Genomic DNA, 20,707 nt, shown 5'->3' with positions numbered 1-20,707 from the left:
GTAAGTATCTGGGTAACGTGCTAACACGCTGATCTGAAGCATTGAGACCGTCTTGAGCAACTTCAAATGCCCCAGTTTCAATATGGCTTTCCTGTATGAGTCAGATTTTTATGGGTGGACACAGAAGCAAAGGCAGTTGTTGCGATCGCATCAGTGGGAACAGGTAAACATCGAAAGGCTGGTTAAGTAAAACAGCCGTGTTAGGTGTCATCAGGAATATCAACGATTGTTAAACTTGAAGCTTGTAGGCATTGTCCAAGATAATGTCTACACACTGGCAGGCTGTAAGATATTGTTATACTACAAATACTACAATTCCTTGCAAATACTACAACCACTTGTATTCCCTAGAAAACCAATCTCCTAACATGGCTGCAACAGAACCCGGATCGTACAAAGACACTGTTAACCTTCCCAAGACCCAGTTTGATATGCGGGCGAATGCTGTCAAACGGGAACCAGAGATTCAGAAGTTTTGGAAAGAGTATCAGATTTACGATCGCCTGTCACAGCATAATCCCGGTGAAGTGTTCGTGCTGCACGATGGGCCACCCTACGCTAATGGTTCCCTGCACATGGGTCATGCCATGAATAAGATCCTCAAGGACATTATTAATAAATATCGGCTGTTGCAAGGGCGAAAAGTTCGCTATGTGCCTGGCTGGGATTGTCATGGATTGCCCATTGAATTGAAAGTGTTGCAAGCTATGAAGCCAGAGCAACGACGGGAACTCACCCCGTTAAGCCTGCGGCAGAAAGCGAAGGAATTTGCCCTGAAAACGGTGGATGAGCAACGAGCCAGTTTCCAACGCTATGGCATATGGGGCGATTGGGAGCATCCCTATCTGACCCTGAATCCCGCCTATGAAGCGGCACAAATTGGCGTGTTTGGGCAAATGGTGACAAAGGGCTACATCTACCGAGGCCGCAAACCTGTCCACTGGAGTCCCAGTTCTAAAACGGCACTGGCAGAAGCAGAACTGGAATATCCTGAAGGCCACACCTCGCGATCGCTCTATGCCGCCTTTGAAGTCACTAACCTGCCTCCCGCATTGCAGGCTCCCCTGGATCCGTTTCTAGGTGAACTGGGAGTCGCAATCTGGACAACGACCCCCTGGACTATTCCAGCCAATTTAGCCGTCAGTGTCAATCCGGAGTTGGTCTACGCCGTGGTGGAAGTTGGCCCTGAACTGGCAACACTAAAAACCAGAATCGGCCCCATGCGCTACCTGATCGTGGCCAAGGATCTGGTCGATCGCCTCTCGGAAACTCTGGGGACTACTCTCACGGTGCAGGCAACAGTAATGGGCAAGTTGCTGGAACATATCACCTATCGCCATCCCCTGTTCAATCGGGAAAGTAAAGTCGTGATTGGTGGCGATTATGTCACAACCGAGTCTGGAACTGGCCTGGTACACACCGCTCCTGGTCATGGCCAAGAAGACTATCATGTAGGCCTGCGCTATGGACTACCGATCTTTTCCCCCGTAGACGACGACGGCAACTTTACGGAAGAAGCTGGCCCCTTTGCCGGACTGAATGTGCTAGCAGAGGGCAATGGAGCGGTTGTGGCCGCCCTGCAGGAAGCAGGATCTCTCTTGAAAGAAGAGCCTTACGTGCATAAGTATCCCTACGACTGGCGTACCAAAAAACCGACGATCTTCCGAGCGACCGAACAATGGTTTGCTTCTGTAGAAGGATTCCGGGATCAAGCTCTGAAGGCGATCGCCGATGTCACCTGGATTCCGGCACAGGGCGAAAACCGGATCACGCCAATGGTAGCCGAGCGATCGGACTGGTGTATCTCCCGGCAGCGCAGTTGGGGCGTTCCCATTCCCGTGTTTTATGACGAGGAGACGAACGAACCCCTGATGAACGAGGCCACGATCGCCCATGTGCAAGCAATCTTTGCAGAAAAAGGTTCGGATGCCTGGTGGGAACTCTCCGTTGCCGATCTGCTGCCCGAACCCTACCGTAGCAACGGCAAAACCTACCGCAAAGGCACCGATACCATGGATGTCTGGTTTGACTCCGGTTCCTCTTGGGCTGCAGTCCTGGACAGTGCTGAGTTCTCAGTTTTAAGTTCTCAGTCGGAAGAAAACTCAAAACTCAAAACTCAAAACTCAAAACTTAAATATCCTGCCGATATGTATCTGGAGGGATCGGATCAGCATCGGGGCTGGTTCCAATCCAGTTTGCTGACCAGCGTAGCGGTAAATGGTCATGCTCCCTATAAGATCGTCCTCACTCACGGCTTTGCGCTGGATGAACAGGGTCGCAAGATGAGTAAGTCGTTGGGCAATGTAGTGGATCCAGCGATCATCATTAATGGAGGCAAGAATCAGAAAGAGGAGCCTCCCTACGGAGCCGATGTATTGCGGTTATGGGTGTCCTCTGTCGATTACACTTCCGATGTACTGATCGGCAAAAATATCCTGAAACAGTTGGGCGACGTGCGCGGCAAAATTCGCAACACGGCTCGCTTCCTGCTGGGCAATTTGCATGACTTTGATCCGGCTCAGAATGCTGCGCCTTATGAGCAGTTGCCGGAACTCGATCGCTATATGCTGCACCGAATCACCGAAGTCTTTCAGGATGTGACCGAGGCGTTTGATACTTTCCAGTTCTACCGCTTCTTTCAGACGGTGCAGAATTTCTGTGTGGTGGATCTGTCCAACTTCTATCTGGATATTGCCAAGGATCGATTGTACATCAGTGCGCCTGACTCTCCCCGTCGCCGCAGTTGCCAGACCGTGATGTGGATTGCTCTGGAAAATCTGGCACGGGCGATCGCCCCCGTTCTCTCCCACCTGGCAGAAGATATCTGGCAATTCCTGCCCTACCCCACCCCCTACAAATCCGTCTTTGAGGCAGGTTGGGTAAAGCTGGAAGACCAGTGGCTTCAACCCAAACTGGCCACCAAATGGGAACAACTGCGCGACATCCGCACCGAAGTCAACAAAGTGATGGAAAAAGCGCGGGCGGATAAGGCGATCGGCTCTTCTTTAGAAGCCAAACTGCTGCTGGCTGTTGCGGATTCTAACCTGCGAAAAGTGCTGCAAGAATTAAATGACGAACTTCGCTACCTCTTCCTCACCTCGCAAGTAGAAGTACTGGATGCGGTTGAAAAACTGGCGGATGCAAAGTACAGTGCTGAAACGGAAACCGTAAGTATTGGAGTAGTGAAAGCAGACGGCAAGAAGTGCGATCGCTGCTGGAACTACTCCACCTTTGTGGGTCAATCCAAGGAACATCCGTTGCTCTGCGAACGCTGCATTTCGGCACTGGAGGGCAACTTCTAAACGCTCATGGTACAAACTCTGGCAATCACTGAAGCGGTGACCACCCTAGTAGGGCTTGAGTGAGTGGATGGTTGGACAATTCAGCCGTGCGCCCCTCGGTCAGAGTTTGCTGTAACATGTCTGCGAAGTTGTTGAATACAGTTTGAGTATTCGGATGATCCTCGCCTAAGCGGCTAAACAGAATGCCCAATGCTTGCACATACAGCGGTTCAGCCTCACTGTTGCTGCCAGGTTGGCCGGTCTGGTGATGGCAGCGATCGCCTCATCAAAGAATCTGTGATAGAAACCGTTGCGATCGCTCTTGTTGGGGACTGGTAAAAAACTCAGTGGGTGGGGCGATTTCTACGATTTGTCCATCGGCCATTAAGACCACGCGATCGCCCACCTCACGGGCAAATCCCACTTCATGGGTCACGACTACCATCGTCATCCCCGATTGGGCTAAGGACTGCATCACATCCAGCACTTCCCGCACCATTTCTGGATCCAGGGCTGAAGTCGGTTCATCAAACAGCATGATTTTGGGTTGCATGGCCAGGGCACGGGCGATCGCGACTCGCTGCTGTTGTCCGCCAGACAGTTGACCGGGATACTTGTGAGCCTGTTCTAAAATGCCGACTCGTTCCAGTAACTGCATTGCCACTTCCTGGGCCTGTCCCTGCTTCCACTTCCGCACCCAGCGGGGAGCCAGCATGATATTTTCCAGTACCGTCAGATGGGGAAATAGATTGAATTGCTGAAACACCATCCCCACTTCCTGCCGGATTGCTTCAATATTCCGCAAATCCTGCGACAGTTCAATCCCATCAATCAGAATTCGGCCCTGCTGATAGTCTTCCAGAGCATTGAAGGTGCGGATAAAGGTGGATTTCCCAGAACCGGATGGCCCCATGATCACAACAACTTCTCCGCGCTGGACGGTGAGGCTGACTCCCTGCAAAACATGAAACTTGCCATACCACTTATGAACGTCTTCAGCGATGATGATCGGTTGGGTCGGGTTGGTGGACATGGGGTTGGAGTGGGAGTAGAGAGTAGGGAAGATAAGGAGGGTGGGAGAGTGGGAGAAGGGTGCCCGTCTCTAGTCATTTGGTATGGGTGATATGCTTATCTGTTGCGAGCGGGGTGTTCCAGGCGTTTACTGACGGTGGACATGGTGTAGCAGAATATCCAATACAATAGCCCGACAAACAGGTAAACTTCTGCATAGCGACCCAGAAATTGGGGTTGCGCCAGCACCGATCGCGCTATCCCGGTAAGTTCCACCAGGGCAAAGAGGGCGAGCAGTGAGGTGTCTTTAAACAGGGAAATGAATTGACCGACGATCGCTGGGACGGCAATCCGGAGGGCTTGCGGCAGCACGATTAAGGACAGGGTGAGGGAAGTATTCAGTCCCAGTGCTTGCGCGGCTTCGGTTTGGCCTCGGGGAATCGCCTGTAGGCCACCGCGCACATTTTCGGCCAGGTAGGCAGCATTGAACAGGACGAGTCCCGCGATCGCCCGCACAATCCGGTCAATATTTGGCTGTCCCGGCAAGACCAGCGGCAGCATTACCTGAGCCATAAACAAAATGCCAATTAACGGTAAACCGCGAATCAGTTCAATATAGGTGGTACAAAATCCTTTCAGGACAGGTAAGGTACTCTGTCGTCCTAGGGCCAGCAACACCCCCAGGGGAAAGGCCAGCACAATACTAGCGATCGACACCAACAACGTCAGCATCAACCCACCCCAGAGACTGGTCGGCACCCGACTTAGCCCCACTCCCCCGCCAATCAACCACAAACCCACCACTAGGCTGACAGGAACCAGCATCAGGGGCAGACGTTGAAACAACTTTGCACCTTCACTCCTCCACTCCTCCACTCCCCTACTTCCCCGCTCTCTCCTCTCCTGCTTTCTTCGTTTCCCTACCGCCTGCCAGATGCCATATCCCACCCATGCCAGGACGATCGCCAGCACAATCCACAAACGCCATACCTGATCCTGGGGATAGCGTCCGACAAAAAATAACCGGAGGTTATTGGTAACAACTGCCCATTGCGCCTGAGTGAATATCCAACCAGCACATCGGGGGATGCCCTGCACCAATAGCCACAGACACACCAGCGTTAGCAGACTGTTAAACCAGCCGTCGAACAGGTTTTTGCGCAGCCAGCGAAGAAGACTGGATGGGATTCGGTTGGCAGGAAAGGGTTGATCGCGAGGAACCATATCAGCGTTCTACCAGTTGCACACGGCGATTATAAAGATTCAGGAGCAGAGAAATGGTGAGGCTAATGGTCAGGTAAGCGACAGAAATCAGGATCATCACTTCCACGGCCCGTCCAGTCTGGTTGAAGGTGGTCGAGGCAACGGCATACAGATCGGGGAAACCGACGGCGATCGCTAAACTGGAATTTTTCGCCAGATTCAAATACTGATTCCCCAGCGGTGGAATGATCGCCCGGAGTGCCTGCGGGAGAATCACCAATCGCATCGTCAAGTTAGGTCTGAGGCCGAGCGATCGGGCTGCTTCCCACTGGCCTTTGGGAACAGACTGAATCCCACCCCGGACAATTTCAGCAATGAAGGTGCCGGTGTAGATGGCCAAGCCCAGCAGTAGGGCGGAAAATTCGGGGGTGAGCCGCCAGCCTCCCGGTAAGGCAATGCCACCATTGCTGAAGCTGAATCCCAACCATTGCACGGGGTTATCTGGTTTCGGCAGGCTCAGAAACACGGCGAAATACCAGAAGAAAAGCTGCAGCAACAGGGGAGTATTTCGCAGCACTTCTACATAGACCAGCGCCAGATGCCGCACCAGCCAGTTATTCGACAGTCGCACAATTCCCGCAATCAGACCGATGACCGTGGCCAGCCCGATTCCGGTAATAATCACACTCAGCGAGTTGACCAATCCCACCAGCAATGCTTGTCCGTAGGTGTCTGAGGATTGGTAGGGAATCAGACTTTCGCCGATCGTAAATCCGGCCTGAGAGCGGAGAAAGCCAAATCCCAGCCCCAATCCCAATCGCTGCAAGTTGCGGGTGAGGTTAATCCAGAGAAAACTCAGGAGGGCAATTACACAAACGACCGCGATCGCCTGTCCGACAAAGCGCCAGAACTGTACCGTCCGCCAGATTGAAGGAGTTGAGGTTGGACCGTTCACAATTCACCTGGCTCAATATTAAGCCTCGGTGGGTGCTTCACCAAAAACTTGATTGAAGACCTTTTCCACCTTGTAGCCAGAGTCGATCGACTCCAGGGGATCCTTCCGCAAGCGATGGCGCAAACACAGGGTTATGACTCGGCGAATATCATTGACGGTGACTTCAGTCCGACCTTCAAAGGCAGCCAGCGCTTTCGCGGCCCGATTGGTGACAATATCTCCCCGCAAGCCATCCACATCTAAGTCGGCACAAACCTGGGAAATTTTGACTCGCAGATCGGGATCGATCGTAACCTGCCGGAGTCGGACCTGAGCATCCACCAGTTTTTGCCGCATTTCATTTTGCTGCGCCTGATAGCGTTCCAGAAAAGCCTGGGGATCCTGGTCAAATTCGGTACGTTGCTCAACGATTTGTACCCGTAAGGCTGGCTCTTTCACGGTATGAATCTCCGCGTGCATCCCAAAGCGATCGAGCAACTGAGGCCGCAATTCACCCTCTTCTGGGTTGCCAGAACCGACCAGCACAAAGCGAGCCGGATGACGCACAGAAATGCCCTCCCGTTCCACCGTGTTCCAGCCAGAGGCCGCAGAATCGAGCAGCACATCCACTAGGTGATCATCCAGCAGGTTTACCTCGTCCACGTAGAGAATGCCCCGGTTCACCTTTGCCAGCAGACCCGGTTCAAAGGCCTTTACCCCTTCTGAGAGGGCCTTTTCAATATCGATCGTGCCGCACACCCGATCTTCCGTTGCCCCCAGAGGCAAATCCACCATCGGCACTTTTTTCAGCGCGATCGGCAAATCCACGCCTTGGGCCACCTGTTGCCGTACCTCATCGCCCATCAGTTCCGGGTCGCGGGGGTGACTGTTGAAGGGATCATCGGCCACAACTTCAATTTCTGGTAGCAGATCCGCCAAGGCACGAATGGTTGTCGTCTTGCCCGTGCCGCGATCGCCCATAATCATCACACCCCCAATCTTGGGATCAATCACATTCAGCAAGAGGGCCAGTTTCATTTCTTCCTGACCAACAATTGCCGTAAAGGGAAAGACGGGCCGCTGCCGCACAGCCGCAGCCGTGTGAACAGACCGACCATTTTCAGTAGAAATTACGTTCGCAGTGGGACTCACGGGCTTACCTGAAGAACTGGACAGTAGAGTGCGATCGCCTGCAAAAACTAACCTCCAACTATTCCTGTAGCTTTTGCACACAATCATAAGAACTGCTCTTCATTGTGCCACATAGACCCTACCGATTTGACCTCTGAAATGGAGTGCTCTACTGAATTAGAAAAGTATCCGGCGGTTCTAGGGTGCTAATTCCTCATCCCCCATCCCCACCTGATCCAAATCTGCCTGGCGTGCGTATCCCTGAGAACAACGAGTGAAGTAACTCATATATCCATTCAGAAGGTAGGATTCAGTATGCGAAACGTGGCAATTATTGGGGCGGGTTAGGCTGGACTGGTGCTGGGCTTTGGTTTACTGGAAGCTGGTTACAGCGTGACGCTGTTTTCCGATCGTACCCCTGAAGCAATGCTGCATGGAAAACCCACTGGATTAGCCGTTTTGTTTGACCCAGCCCTCCAGATTGAACGGCATCTGGGACTGAACTTTTGGGAACCCTCCTTTTCCGGGTGTCACAACCTGCATACCCGTGTTTCTGGCCCCGATGGAAATCCGGCTCTCACCTTATCCTTCAATCTGGATCGGCCCTGGCAAGCGATTGATCAGCGGCTGAAATTTTCCCGATGGATGCAGGAGTTTGTGCATCAGGGAGGCAAATTGGTGGTTCAGGAAATGACTCTCCCTGATTTGGAGTACTGTGCCCAAGCTTATGATCTGGTCGTTGTCGCAGCAGGTAAGGGTCCTCTTTCCGCCCTCTTCCAGCGGGATGCTCAACGTTCGACTCACAAAAACCCCGCCCGCCGACTGGCTGGAGGCATCTTCACCGGATTGAGCAGTCACTCTACTGATTCCCATATCTTCCAGCAAATGATTCTGCCTGGAGTTGGCGAAATTTTCCACCAGCCTTTTCCCCTGGTTCTTTATTCCTGAAGCAACCCAGAATTACCTGGTTCGGAGAAATGCTCCCAAACCAGAGATGAATTTGCAGAGTGAAGAACTGATCGCCGCCTAACGGTCTGGTGACATTTCCTGCCCTCCCTTTTGGGAATGCCCTAACCAATCCTAAAAATCTCTATCGAAGCGATAAAATTGGACGAGGAAAAAGGCTTTTAGCAGAAGGGCGGGTACATAATCTGATGAGCAGCAAAAATTTTCAGGGGGTTCTGCTTTCTGTCTCTTCCCTTGCGATCGGAATGCTGATGTTAATGGTCGGCCCTCCAGCATTTGCAGGGCAGCAGATTAAGAAAGCTGGCCCCCACTTTGAAGGTACAAACACTGCTAAGGTAACAGATCCAACTGACTCTCGCACCAAGGCAGAGGTTGGCATTAATGAGTGGTTCGATCAAGAAAGAGTCGTATTGCTCACTGGGGAAATTCATCTAGGTCTGGCAGAATCAGTCATTGCCGATTGCTTTACCTCGATCGCAAATCACCCGGAAAAGACATTTATCTCTACATCAACTCTTCTGGCGGAGACATTACCGCAGGTTTGGCCATCTACGACACCATTCGTTCTTTGCAATCCGATGTTGTAACCGTTGGCTTGGGAGAGGCCAGTTCGATGGCCAGCATTTTGTTAGCCAGTGGCACCAAAGGAAAGCGGGTTGCTTCACCCCACACACGCATTATGATTCATCAACCATGGAGCGGTGTTACAGAGCGAGCCAGTGATATTGCGATCGAAGCGAAGGAAATTTTGTACCTCCGGAGCTTACTTAATCGTCTGCTCAGTGAAATGACTGGACAGCCCTTGAAACGGATTGAAGTGGATACCGATCGTGATTTTTATATGTTTGCCTAGGAAGCGAAAGCCTATGGCATCGTGGATCAAACCATCAATCAGTTGCCCTCCGCAACCCGTCCCCTCAAGTAGAAACGTCTTCGTCAAAACGCCTTTACCACCCATTACCCCATCAACCCATTCCCCCCATGAAGTTCCTGTAAAGCGATACGAAGTGACCGCCACAGGGCATATTGAAAAAGCAAGATCAAAGAGACTCAGTCTTTTCAGGTAAACGACGTTAGCACGTAGGGGGAAACGAGACTGTGCAAGCGATGAAACAACAGCAAATCATGGGATTTTTTATCGAGGAAGCGAAAGAACACCTCGATACGATCGAACAGGGCTTACTGGATTTACAGGCCACGCTGGCCGATGCTGAGCAGTTAAATGAGTTGTTTCGGGCAGCTCATTCCATCAAGGGGGGCGCGGCGATGTTGGGATTTGACAGCATTCATCGCGTGGCTCACCATCTAGAGGATTGTTTCAAAATTCTGAAAGAGAATTCCGTGCGGCCCGATCGCCAGCTTGAAGATCTGTTTCTTAAGGGATTTGATGCTTTAAAGGAACTGGTGGAAGCTCTGCAATCGCCCTATGGATTCCAGGAAGCTCAGGCTGCAGAGATTATAAAAACCTCACAACCGGTCTTCTCTAACTTACAGACCTACTTAAATCGACTCATAGAAGCTGGCAAAGGGGCGGCTACCCAGAAGCCAGTGGCTACCAATTCAGCCAAACTGAGCGCAGAAGTTCCCGCCTTCATCCATGCAGTCCTCAAGAAAATGCTGCAGTTGTTCAAGCAAGGCGATACTCCAGTCACCCGTCAGCAACTCACTCTGTTATGTGGGCGGTTAGAGGCATTGAGTCCGGCAACGGAGTGGCGGGGAATGCTGCAATGTGCGAAAGAGGCGATCGGAAATTCTCAAAACTCCTACGCTGCTCTGGCTCCCGTCATCATCAAGGAACTTAAGCAGGCTGGAGATTTACTGGTAGCAGGTCGTCCAGGGGAAGTAATCGCCAGTACCACTCTACAGAAATTGGCTGGAGGGTTTAATCCCCTACCTAACCTCATTCCTCCGTCTGCTACGCCAGTTCCGCTACCGATTCAACCTCCGATTCAATCTGCAGTGCGTCCGGCAGAGTTATCTGTCAGTCATAGTCGCGCCAATCAAACCACGATTCCTTTAGAGCCACGGGCAGCAGCCAGGGTTTTGCTGGACACCTTTAACAAGGAACAATTGATCGAACTGGCAGACTTTATTATGAAAGCGATTCAGTAAAGGTTGTCATTGATCATTCGTCGCCAGTTATTTACTGCCAAGCGTGGTAAATCCAATACCAATCAGAAGGCAATCCAAACCATGAAAAGGGGGAGAATGATTCTCCCCTTAATTGTTTGATCCACATACAAAAAGATCGCGTAAAAGCGCTTTCTAATAAGCCAACCCCATGCTGCGGGTTGTTTCTGCTCCCAGATAAACACGAATGCTTAAGAAGTCGGTAGGGCAAGCCGTTTCGCAACGTTTGCAACCTACACAGTCTTCTGTTCTAGGAGAAGAAGCAATTTGAGCTGCTTTGCATCCGTCCCAGGGAACCATCTCTAGGACGTCAGTGGGGCAAGCCCGGACGCACTGGGTGCAACCAATGCAGGTGTCATAAATTTTGACGGTATGAGACATGTTATTAAAGGCTCCAATGATTGCTTGACACTTCGCAATATTTATCAGCCCGTCGATTTAACAGCGCATTTGCCGTCAAACCTTTGGATCAAGGCTAAGTTTACCCTACCCTTGAAGGCACTCTCAGCAAAAGGGCGCAAAAGTTTAAACAACGTAATAGTGTTGAAAGCCTTACGTGGAAGTAAAGAAAGGAAAGCAACAAAATTAAGTGGGATGTACTTGATATGGCAACTGCAACCGTTTTGAAATTCATGTAGAAGACTGCTGAAGATGGAAACCCTACGCCAACAGTTGGAAGCGTTGCTGGGGGTCGGAGATGGCAATATCAGTACTGAAGCCGAATTAGATCCAGCGGAATCGGCAGCGCTTAAAGGAGAACGAGCACCAGTTGTCGCCGATTTTGCGGCTAAGAATGGCTACCTATTTTCAGTGGATGAACTCATCAAGGTGGTTGATGCGTTCTAGAAGCACCAATCTGGCGAGATAACCGATAAGGATTTCGCAGACCTGATCGGCTTTTCCCTGACCGAAAAAGATGGTAGCGGTGGAGTCTTGGGCGTTTCTAAGGTGAAGAAGTGGTTTCTAAAGACCTACCTGGGCATTGAGTAAGCAGGTATTGGTCATTCGTCATTTGTCCCTTGTCAGATGATGGTGCAATGACAAATGACGAATGACAGGCCTGACCCGAAGTTTTATACCCCTAATTTAGTCAATACGGAATGGGTGGGGACGATGTGACGATCGAGTCCCAACTCTTGAGAACTGATCCCCAATGCTAAGGCAATCAACTGAGGTAAATGAAGAATGGGTAAGCCCAGACGATCGCCGATTGCCTTTTCCACCTCTGGCTGACGGGCATCTAAATTGAGGTGACACAGGGGGCAGGGAGTAACGATGCAATCTGCGCCTGCCGCGATCGCCGCTTGAATATGTTTACCTGCAATCTGAAATGCCTGCTCCGTGGCATAACTAGAGAGCGGCCAGCCACAACACTGGGTGCGTCCCTGGTACTCAACGGGAGTGGCTCCAACTGCACGAAAGACACTTTCCATTGATTGCGGATTGTAGGGATCGTCGAAGGGCAAATGATCTTGAACCCGCAACAGATAGCAACCATAAAAGGCCGCGCAGTTCAGCCCTTCCAGTTTTCGGGTAACTTTCTCCTGTAAAGCCTGCAGTCCATAGTCTCCTACCAAGGCCCAAAGCAGATGTTTGACTTCCGTGGTACCCCTGTAAGGGGAACAACCTTCCTGTTGCAGCAAGTCATTCACCTGCTCCACATAAGTGGGATTCCGCTGTTGAGCTTGTTTCAGACGTTCGTCTACATGCCCAATCACACCCTGACAGGTACTGCAGTGGGTCAACAGGGGAAGGTTCAATTCTTCCGCCAAGGCAATGTTACGAGCATTGACCGTATCTTCCAGCAGGGTAGAATCTTCTTTAAACGTACCGGAACCACAGCAGGAAGCCTTTTTCAGTTCAATCAGTTCAATTCCCAGGGCTTGGGTTAACTTCTCGGTACTCTGGTACAACTCCCGACAGGCTCCTTGAGCCACACAACCAGGAAAATAGGCATACTTCAAAGATTTTGCGACCATAAGATAAAAACCGCGATGCGCGTTAAAGGATTTTTGCACCACCTCTCCATCATCCCTACCTAAAGAAAGTTTTTCCAAAATTCTTAATCAATTCGTCAGGAAACCAGAAACCCGGTTTCCAAAGGCTGCTTACAGAAAGCAGGATGCCCTGGCGAAAGAAATCGGGTTTCTCGCAAAAAATCCGGTTTCTGGAAAGCGTCTACCTGTGCTACTGAGCGATCGCGCTTTCAGATAATATGTATAGATGCTCAAAAAGGTATAGCGGATAACGAGACTGGAATCAGACTTGTGATCTGCACCTGAGAGCAAATCTGAACAATGGGTATGTAATTACCACTGCATCCAACGAGGGAGTTTATGAGCGAATCAGAAATTTTTGAGAAAGTTCAGAAGATTGTAGCTGAACAATTAGGAGTCGATATTAGTGAGGTAACTCCTCAAGCCAGCTTTGCCAACGACCTGGGGGCTGACTCCCTGGATACAGTTGAACTTGTGATGGCGCTCGAAGAGGAGTTTGAAATTGAAATTCCTGACGAAGCAGCAGAAGAAATCGCTACTGTTCAAGCCGCTGTTGACTATATCAGCAACAAGGTCGCAGCCTCCGCTTAGGGCCTTAGCCTAGGGCTAAGTTTTGAGTTTTAAGTTTTGTTCGTCAAGGGCTTCACCTCAAAACTCAATACCCAGGGGTAGTTATAAATCTTGAGTTTTAAGCTTATTGGTTAAGAACTTCGACTTAAAACTTAGAACTCAATACTTAACACTTATTTTGCGTTCCCGGTATTCCACTTTCTGACGTTGAAATCATGGCAAATGTTGATCGTAAGCGCGTTGTTGTCACTGGACTGGGCGCGATTACACCAATTGGAAACAACCTGACCGAGTATTGGGAAGGGTTAATGAGTGGGCGTAATGGTATTGGCCCGATTACGTTATTTGATGCTTCCCGGCATGACTGTCGGTTTGCTGGGGAAGTCAAAGGTTACGACCCGTTGCTTTACCTGGATCGGAAGGAAGCAAAACGGATGGATCGGTTTGCCCAGTTTGCAGTATCTGCCAGTAAGCAGGCGATCGCAGATGCCCAACTAACAATCAACGACCTGAACGCCGAGCAAATTGGTGTCCTAATTGGGACGGGAATTGGCGGCCTGAAAGTGTTAGAAGACCAGCAGGAAGTGTATCTGACCAAGGGGCCGGATCGCTGTAGCCCGTTCATGATTCCCATGATGATCGCCAATATGGCTGCTGGCTTGACGGCGATTCATTTGGGAGCGAAAGGGCCAAATTCCTGCCCTGTTACAGCCTGCGCGGCTGGCTCCAATGCGATCGGGGATGCCTTTCGTCTGATTCAGCAAGGGTATGCCCAGGCCATGATTTGTGGCGGTACGGAAGCAGCCGTAACTCCCCTTTCCCTGGCTGGATTTGCCGCCTGTAAAGCGCTGTCCACCCGTAACGATGATCCCATCCACGCCAGCCGTCCCTTTGATAAAGACCGGGATGGCTTTGTCATGGGCGAAGGGGTTGGCATTTTGGTACTGGAGTCTCTAGAACATGCCCTCTCACGGGGTGCCCGCATCTATGGCGAAATCGTCGGCTATGGGATGACCTGTGACGCTTATCACATGACTTCCCCGGTACCTGGTGGTGAAGGAGCCGCCAGAGCAATTTCCCTGGCCTTAAAGGATGCCAATATCACCCCAGAGCAGGTGAGTTATATCAATGCTCATGGCACTAGCACTCCTGCTAACGATTCCACTGAAACCGCTGCGATTAAGAAAGCGTTGGGGCAACACGCCTATCAGGTGGCCATTAGTTCAACAAAGTCAATGACGGGCCACCTGCTAGGCGGATCGGGAGGTATTGAAGCCGTGGCGACCGTGATGGCGATCGCGAACGATCGCGTACCTCCCACAATTAATTTGCAGCATCCTGACCCTGATTGCGATCTGGATTACGTGCCCAATACCAGCCGTGAGCAAACCGTGACCGTAGCACTGTCCAATTCCTTTGGGTTTGGCGGTCACAACGTCACCTTAGTATTCAAGAAGTTCGTTGAATAGTAGCCCCCACTCTCCCTGCTCTACCCTTTGAAGGCAACGAAAGGAGATTAATCATCTCTTATTAGTTTTTTCAATAGGGATTATTGCCTATTCTCTCTGTTAATGGGATGATAGGCTTAGTAGCAATCGGGTGGTCTATCTACCCGATTTTTAAATCTCAGGTTTACATTAACCCGTCTCCAACAACCCGTCACCAACTAGGAATATGGCTGTCGCAACTCAAACACTTGAAGAACTGTGCATTAACTCGATTCGCTTTCTGGCAATTGACGCTGTGGAAAAGGCAAAGTCCGGCCACCCAGGGCTACCGATGGGCGCGGCTCCAATGGCCTTTGTGCTGTGGGATCAATTTATGCGGTTTAACCCGAAAAATCCCAAATGGTATAACCGCGATCGCTTTGTACTCTCTGCAGGTCACGGCTGCATGTTGCAGTACGCCTTAATGTACCTGACTGGCTACGACAGCGTGACGCTGGATGACATTAAACAGTTCCGCCAGTGGGAATCCAGAACGCCAGGACACCCCGAAAACTTTGAAACCCCAGGGGTGGAAGTCACCACTGGTCCCCTCGGACAGGGAATTGCCAATGCCGTTGGGCTAGCAATGGCAGAAGCGCACATGGCTGCCAGGTTTAATAAACCTGATCTGACCCTGGTTGACCACTACACCTATGTCATCCTGGGTGACGGCTGCAACATGGAAGGGGTATCTGGTGAAGCCTGCTCCCTGGCTGGTCATTTAGGGCTGGGTAAACTGATCGCCCTGTACGACGACAACCATATTTCGATCGATGGCTCGACCGACATTGCCTTTACTGAAGATGTCTCGAAGCGATTTGAAGCTTACGGCTGGCATGTGCTGCATGTGCCCAACGGCAACACTGATTTAGAGGGAATTGCCAAAGCGATCGCCGAAGCCAAAGCCGTTACCGATCGACCTTCGATGATTAAAGTGACAACAACCATTGGTTACGGTTCCCCCAATAAAGCTAATACCGCTGGCGTTCACGGAGCAGCTCTCGGTGCCGATGAAGTGAAGTTGACCCGTGAACAATTAGGCTGGAGCTACGACCCCTTTGTCATTCCCGAAGATGCCCTCAATCACATGCGTCAGGCGGTGGAACGGGGAGCCAGCAACGAAGCCGAATGGCAAGAAACCTGGGCGCAATACAAAACGAAATACCCTCAGGAAGCGGCTGAATTTGAGCGCTTACTAAGCGGCAAACTACCCGATGGCTGGGATAAGGTGCTACCCACTTACAAACCCGAAGACAAGGAACTGGCTTCCCGGAAGCATTCTGAGAACTGCCTGAATGCTCTGGCTCCCGTCTTGCCTGAATTATTTGGGGGTTCCGCTGACCTGACCCACTCCAACCTGACCGAACTGAAAGGATTTGGTGACTTCCAAAAGGGCCAATATCAAAACCGCAATATCCGGTTTGGGGTGCGGGAACACGGCATGGGTGCCATTTGTAATGGCATCGCTCTGCATGGATCTGGCCTGATTCCCTACGGTGCCACCTTCCTGGTCTTCACCGATTATATGCGGGCTTCCATCCGCCTCTCAGCCCTATCTCACGTGGGCGTGATCTGGTTGATGACCCACGACTCGATCGCCCTTGGCGAAGACGGTCCCACCCACCAACCTGTGGAAACAATCGCCTCTTTACGAGCTATTCCCAACCTGACCGTTCTGCGTCCAGCCGATGGTACAGAAACCTCTGGAGCTTACAAAGTGGCGATCGAGTACGCCAAGCAAAATCGTCCTACGCTGCTGGCTCTCTCCCGGCAAAACCTGCCCAACCTGGCTGGATCCTCCATTGAAGGCGTGGAAAAAGGAGCCTATGCGGTAGTCGATTGTGAAGGCACGCCTGACTTGATTCTGATCGGGACTGGTTCAGAAGTGGGACTTTGCGTTAAGGCTGCGGAACAACTGACCAGCGAAGGTAAGAAAGTCCGGGTCGTGTCTATGCCTTCCTGGGAACTGTTTGAAGCTCAGGACGCGGCCTATCAGGAATCCATCCTGCCCAAAGCCGTGAAGAAGCGGTTGGCGGTAGAAGCAGGGATTAGCTTTGGCTGGTGCAAGTTCGTGGGTGATGAAGGGGCAACTGTCAGCATTGATCGCTTTGGTGCTTCGGCTCCCGGCGGAGTTTGCATGGAGAAATTTGGCTTCACCGTAAACAACGTAGTTGCCAAAGCTAAGGCACTTCTAGGCTAATCCCTCATCTCTAAAAAGCTAGAGGATAGGCAAAAGGATACCAGCCTGTGTCAATCCTGATTAATAAACAGGATGGGTAGGTTTAACTCTACCCATCCTGTTTATTATGGATTAGCGGCGGCGGACTTTACTGACCATTTTGCGGGAGAGGCGCAAATTTAAGTCTTCCGAGTCAGCCCAATCTTGGAGAAGCCGGAAAAACATCTGACGATCTTCAGCCTTTAACACCGCTGTCTGATCGGCCGTTTCAATCACGTAAGGATAGCCACCGCCAATGATAATTTCGCCGCGTACCCAATCCAGTACCGTTTCCAGTAAATTGGCTTCGTACACCCAGAGGGGTACTTCCAGACGCACTGGATAACCTTCATGAGCTTTTAAGTAGGTAAAGCCAATCTGGTCAGAAATGTTGGCAGGATAACTTTTGAGAATACCCGATCTCCGGCAGCGAAATAAAGGCGTGCGATCGCCCCAGTGCATTAGCTTTCCCAATAATGCAGCATCGTGAATAGAGGACGCTTCAGGTAAGGTAAACAACCGTTGCAACATGACCGTTACATCACGAGCATAGGTGGTATCGATGTAGGCGACCAGGGGGACACAGTACTGCTTACTGGCCTGCAACAACTCCACAATGCAGTTGACATAAAAGCGACGAGTTTCTTCATCAAAGGCTTCGGCAAATGTAGTAACCAGGGAGCCATCCAGAAAGGCTAGACAATTCTTGCATCCGGAGCGATCGTTCATATACTGGATCAGCCGTTCAGTTTCCATCTCAAACCGGCGCATATTCACCCGCCGATCAACCGGATCAGCACTGCTATTGACCTGCAAATCAGTTGGGGTCATCACATCCAGGTCAATATCCTTTTCGTAGTAGCCATCCGTGCGGTGCAGATTCTCAAACCAGCCAATTTGCACCAGCGCCACAGGAATCGACAAATCCTTGCCGGGATAAATTTGCGAACCATCAACAGCAAAGGTGGAAATTCCTGTGAGCCGATCGCGCACCCACTGATAGCTCTCTTCCCGGCTCTGCCACACCAATCCAGACCGAATCACCCAATTGGGGCAATCGCCCAGAGGCTCTAACGGCTCTGCCCCCCAATCGTCGGAATTAAAGCAGCTCAGTTGCTCTAGCAGAGCTTTCTCAGAGTCTTGGGAGGCTTCTGCCAGCGCTGCCCGATATTTCTGTAAGGCTTGCAACGCCGCCTGATCGAAGGTTTGAAAGTGCGATCGTTTAGCCTGCAAGAGCGCGAGAATTTGGGAGGGTTTGAGAGGCATGAGGTTTTTCGATATTATAATCCATCTGATCTTTAAAGGATGGGGGCGATCGGGCAATCACCGCTGCTGTTAGAGAGTTTCTGTCCAGGGAGGCAGAGTCATTAAGTCATTAATATTGAGAAGCATAGTGTCACAAATCGTATCCAGTGGTAGGTCATTGGGATCATGACCAAAGGGATTTTCAATCTCAATCCCAATTTCTTCAATGCCGAACAGTGTCAAGCTAATCAGCATCACGATCGAGCCTGTCCACCAGCCCAAGGTGCCAACAACCTGAAATGGAAGCAACAGACAATACAATAGCAATAACTGCTTCAGGTGAATGGCATAGGCTAAAGGCATTGGAGTTTTGAGAATCCGTTCACAACCACCAACACAATCTACCAGAGTGTTTAACAGATTTTGCAGAGACATCAGTTGGTAACTATCTAATAGCCGCCGCTCATACTGTTGCTACAAATAATCACCAATCCAAAAAGCAATCTTTAGAGGCGGATGATGCATTCCCTGCAATTTCTGAAATTGGTCTGCAGGCATCAGGGTTTCCAACTCTTCACTAATCCACTCCTGCCTTAAATGCAACTTCGTAGCAACGGCAAAGGCAACCAACAGGTGCAATACCATAGCCTTCTGGTCACGTTCCTCCAGCGATCAGGCCGGAACCATAATCCAGATTTGTCGAGCCAGATTACGAGAGGTGTTGACTAACGTTCCCCAAATTTTGCGACCTTCCTAAAACCGCTCGTAGGCTATATTTGTCCGAAATACCAGCAACAATCCCAGCACAATATTAGGAATCAAGCTGGCCAGGATTGGCAGGGCAATAGGAATCTGAATATAAAGCAGCAGCGAAATGAGAATCCCAAACACGCCACACAGTAGGGTACGCCCCAAAATAGAAGGAATCACGGAGCCTTTTAGCTGCAGTGCCATGCGAAACCAGTTTTTGCGTTCTGTAAACATACCAAGTGCAGATCGGGGTTCGGGATCAGAGTAAGCTTAACAACTCTTATCATGAGGTAAAGCACCAATATTCATCTTCATGCTGAGTCAAATCAAAGACCTTGCGGCTAACCTTGCTCCTCGCCTGATCGAGATTCGTCGCCACTTGCACAGCCACCCAGAACTGAGTGGTCAAGAATATCAGACAGCCGCCTATGTAGCTGGCGTACTCTCCTCCTGTGGCCTACAGGTTAAAGAAGGAATTGGCAAGGTAGGAGTAGTAGGGGAACTGCAGGGGCAGGGAACCGATTCCAGACTGCTGGCCATTCGTACCGATATGGATGCCCTACCAATTCAGGAACGGTCTGGATTAGACTTTGCCTCACGGCAAGCCGGAGTGATGCACGCCTGCGGTCATGATGTTCACACCACGGTGGGATTGGGCACGGCTATGGTTTTGTCCCAGTTGTCGGAAGCTCTCTCCGGAAATGTGCGGTTTCTGTTTCAGCCGGCTGAGGAAATTGCTCAGGGCGCTACCTGGATGGTTCAGGACGGCGTGATGGAGGGGGTTTCTGGAATACTGTCAGCGCATGTGTTTCCGTCAATTCCAGCAGGAGTGGTGGGCATCCGATACGGGGCCTTGACGGCAGCGGCAGATGATCTGGAAATTGTCATTATGGGAGAGTCGGGGCATGGCGCTCGGCCTCATGAGGCGATCGATGCTGTGTGGATCGCAGCTCAAGTCATCACGACCCTGCAGCAAGCGATCAGCCGCACCCAAAATCCCTTACATCCCCTCGTACTGACGATCGGACAAATTCAAGGCGGACGGGCACCCAACGTGATTGCCGATCAAGTGCGATTATTAGGAACAGTGCGATCGCTGTATCCCGACACCAGTGAGTCTCTCCCGGAATGGATTGAAAACATTGTGGCTGGGGTATGTCACTCCTTTGGTGCTCGGTATGAATACAAATATCGGCGCGGTGTACCTTCTGTTCAAAACGATGTCACCCTGACCCAACTGCTAGAATTGGCAGCCAGAGAATCCTGGGGAGACAGCAGCGTGCAGATTATTCAGGAACCCTCCTTAGGTGCAGAGGATTTTTCCGTCTACCTGCAATATGCACCTGGCAGTATGTTTCGGCTAGGAGTGGGGTATCGAGATCGGCCCAATCCGCCCCTGCATCACCCTCAGTTTGAAGTGGATGAGTCCGCGATCGTGACTGGGGTAGTCACGCTTGCCTATGCCGCCTGTAAATACTGGCATCATTCATTACCCCTACTCAACCCAGGCCCCTGAGAACCAGAAGCCAGGAGACCTTACAGGTTGCCCTATGAGAAGACTTGTTTTTTCAGGTACTTCAGCGAATGAACGACAAAGAACGAATGACTAATAACAGAATGATGAGTTAGGTGATTGCCGTAACATCACCTTGAGGCTTTGATGCGTTATGCTGGGCTAACCAATCCGATATAAGCATCTGGAGTGATCAACCTTAAAATTTTTAAGCGGCCCTTTAACTATTGAGGGGTTGGGGGAGCTATAAGTCCCGCGCTGTATGCGAAGC

At 50.9% G+C, this 20,707-nt stretch carries 17 protein-coding genes and 1 pseudogene; 10 read left to right on the top strand and 8 right to left on the bottom strand.

Going from position 1 to position 20,707, the window contains the following annotated elements; all coding sequences use genetic code 11:
• Positions 1-82: 82 nt before the first annotated feature.
• Both ACUVQO_RS01585 and ileS read left to right on the top strand, forming a co-directional pair.
• A complete protein-coding gene (locus ACUVQO_RS01585) occupies positions 83-190 on the top strand; it encodes a DUF29 family protein (RefSeq protein WP_445924202.1) in 108 nt (35 codons plus the stop codon).
• Between the two features lie 178 nt (positions 191-368).
• A complete protein-coding gene (gene ileS, locus ACUVQO_RS01580; protein WP_445924143.1) occupies positions 369-3,302 on the top strand; it encodes an isoleucine--tRNA ligase in 2,934 nt (977 codons plus the stop codon).
• A gap of 265 nt (positions 3,303-3,567) precedes the next feature.
• Here the strand turns inward: ileS and ACUVQO_RS01575 are convergent, their stop codons facing one another.
• The 4 genes from ACUVQO_RS01575 to bchI all read right to left on the bottom strand — a co-directional run bounded on the left by ACUVQO_RS01575 (position 3,568) and on the right by bchI (position 7,581).
• On the bottom strand, positions 3,568-4,314 hold the full coding sequence (locus ACUVQO_RS01575; protein WP_445924142.1) for an amino acid ABC transporter ATP-binding protein: 747 nt from the start codon (positions 4,312-4,314) through the stop codon (positions 3,568-3,570).
• Between the two features lie 95 nt (positions 4,315-4,409).
• Positions 4,410-5,516: an amino acid ABC transporter permease gene (locus tag ACUVQO_RS01570; RefSeq protein WP_445924141.1), complete on the bottom strand. Its 1,107-nt coding sequence runs from the start codon at positions 5,514-5,516 to the stop codon at positions 4,410-4,412.
• A gap of 1 nt (position 5,517) precedes the next feature.
• Positions 5,518-6,450 (bottom strand): amino acid ABC transporter permease, encoded by a 933-nt coding sequence (locus tag ACUVQO_RS01565; protein ID WP_445924140.1) that lies wholly within the window; start codon positions 6,448-6,450, stop codon positions 5,518-5,520.
• An 18-nt stretch (positions 6,451-6,468) separates the two neighbouring features.
• The gene (gene bchI / locus ACUVQO_RS01560; RefSeq protein WP_445924139.1) at positions 6,469-7,581 is read right to left on the bottom strand and encodes a magnesium chelatase ATPase subunit I; all 1,113 of its coding nucleotides are present in this window, start codon (positions 7,579-7,581) and stop codon (positions 6,469-6,471) included.
• 336 nt (positions 7,582-7,917) lie between these two features.
• On the opposite strand from bchI, the gene ACUVQO_RS01555 reads away from it, so the two are divergent.
• The 3 genes from ACUVQO_RS01555 to ACUVQO_RS01545 all read left to right on the top strand — a co-directional run bounded on the left by ACUVQO_RS01555 (position 7,918) and on the right by ACUVQO_RS01545 (position 10,638).
• Positions 7,918-8,508: a styrene monooxygenase/indole monooxygenase family protein gene (locus tag ACUVQO_RS01555; RefSeq protein WP_445924138.1), complete on the top strand. Its 591-nt coding sequence runs from the start codon at positions 7,918-7,920 to the stop codon at positions 8,506-8,508.
• Between the two features lie 478 nt (positions 8,509-8,986).
• Positions 8,987-9,379, top strand: a complete 393-nt coding sequence (locus ACUVQO_RS01550) for an ATP-dependent Clp protease proteolytic subunit (protein ID WP_445924137.1) — start codon at positions 8,987-8,989, stop codon at positions 9,377-9,379.
• A gap of 254 nt (positions 9,380-9,633) precedes the next feature.
• Positions 9,634-10,638 carry an Hpt domain-containing protein gene (locus ACUVQO_RS01545; protein ID WP_445924136.1) on the top strand — a complete coding sequence of 335 codons (1,005 nt, stop codon included), beginning with the start codon at positions 9,634-9,636 and terminating at the stop codon, positions 10,636-10,638.
• A 153-nt stretch (positions 10,639-10,791) separates the two neighbouring features.
• Here the strand turns inward: ACUVQO_RS01545 and psaC are convergent, their stop codons facing one another.
• Positions 10,792-11,037 carry a photosystem I iron-sulfur center protein PsaC gene (psaC, locus tag ACUVQO_RS01540; protein WP_012411495.1) on the bottom strand — a complete coding sequence of 82 codons (246 nt, stop codon included), beginning with the start codon at positions 11,035-11,037 and terminating at the stop codon, positions 10,792-10,794.
• Between the two features lie 270 nt (positions 11,038-11,307).
• Between psaC and ACUVQO_RS01535 the strand changes: the two genes are divergently transcribed.
• Positions 11,308-11,502: a hypothetical protein gene (locus ACUVQO_RS01535; RefSeq protein WP_445924135.1), complete on the top strand. Its 195-nt coding sequence runs from the start codon at positions 11,308-11,310 to the stop codon at positions 11,500-11,502.
• Positions 11,503-11,729: 227 nt separating this feature from the next.
• Here ACUVQO_RS01535 and ACUVQO_RS01530 read toward each other — a convergent pair whose 3' ends face one another.
• Positions 11,730-12,635 carry a CoB--CoM heterodisulfide reductase iron-sulfur subunit B family protein gene (locus ACUVQO_RS01530; RefSeq protein WP_445924134.1) on the bottom strand — a complete coding sequence of 302 codons (906 nt, stop codon included), beginning with the start codon at positions 12,633-12,635 and terminating at the stop codon, positions 11,730-11,732.
• 357 nt (positions 12,636-12,992) lie between these two features.
• On the opposite strand from ACUVQO_RS01530, the gene acpP reads away from it, so the two are divergent.
• The 3 genes from acpP to tkt all read left to right on the top strand — a co-directional run bounded on the left by acpP (position 12,993) and on the right by tkt (position 16,910).
• Positions 12,993-13,244 (top strand): acyl carrier protein, encoded by a 252-nt coding sequence (gene acpP, locus ACUVQO_RS01525; RefSeq protein ID WP_445924133.1) that lies wholly within the window; start codon positions 12,993-12,995, stop codon positions 13,242-13,244.
• 194 nt (positions 13,245-13,438) lie between these two features.
• The gene (gene fabF, locus ACUVQO_RS01520; RefSeq protein WP_445924132.1) at positions 13,439-14,692 is read left to right on the top strand and encodes a beta-ketoacyl-ACP synthase II; all 1,254 of its coding nucleotides are present in this window, start codon (positions 13,439-13,441) and stop codon (positions 14,690-14,692) included.
• 205 nt (positions 14,693-14,897) lie between these two features.
• On the top strand, positions 14,898-16,910 hold the full coding sequence (gene tkt, locus ACUVQO_RS01515) for a transketolase (RefSeq protein ID WP_445924131.1): 2,013 nt from the start codon (positions 14,898-14,900) through the stop codon (positions 16,908-16,910).
• Positions 16,911-17,021: 111 nt separating this feature from the next.
• Here tkt and ACUVQO_RS01510 read toward each other — a convergent pair whose 3' ends face one another.
• The gene (locus tag ACUVQO_RS01510) at positions 17,022-18,194 is read right to left on the bottom strand and encodes a DNA double-strand break repair nuclease NurA (protein WP_445924130.1); all 1,173 of its coding nucleotides are present in this window, start codon (positions 18,192-18,194) and stop codon (positions 17,022-17,024) included.
• A 69-nt stretch (positions 18,195-18,263) separates the two neighbouring features.
• A pseudogene (locus tag ACUVQO_RS01505) lies at positions 18,264-19,157 on the bottom strand (bestrophin family protein).
• A gap of 79 nt (positions 19,158-19,236) precedes the next feature.
• On the opposite strand from ACUVQO_RS01505, the gene ACUVQO_RS01500 reads away from it, so the two are divergent.
• Complete coding sequence (locus ACUVQO_RS01500) at positions 19,237-20,439, top strand: M20 family metallopeptidase (RefSeq protein ID WP_445924129.1); 1,203 nt, start codon at positions 19,237-19,239, stop codon at positions 20,437-20,439.
• Positions 20,440-20,707 lie beyond the last annotated feature (268 nt).

The sequence above is a fragment of the Leptodesmis sp. genome, from assembly GCF_052746595.1.
The sequence above is the reverse complement of the archived record's forward strand: the minus strand, read 5'-3'. Positions and strand labels throughout refer to the sequence as shown.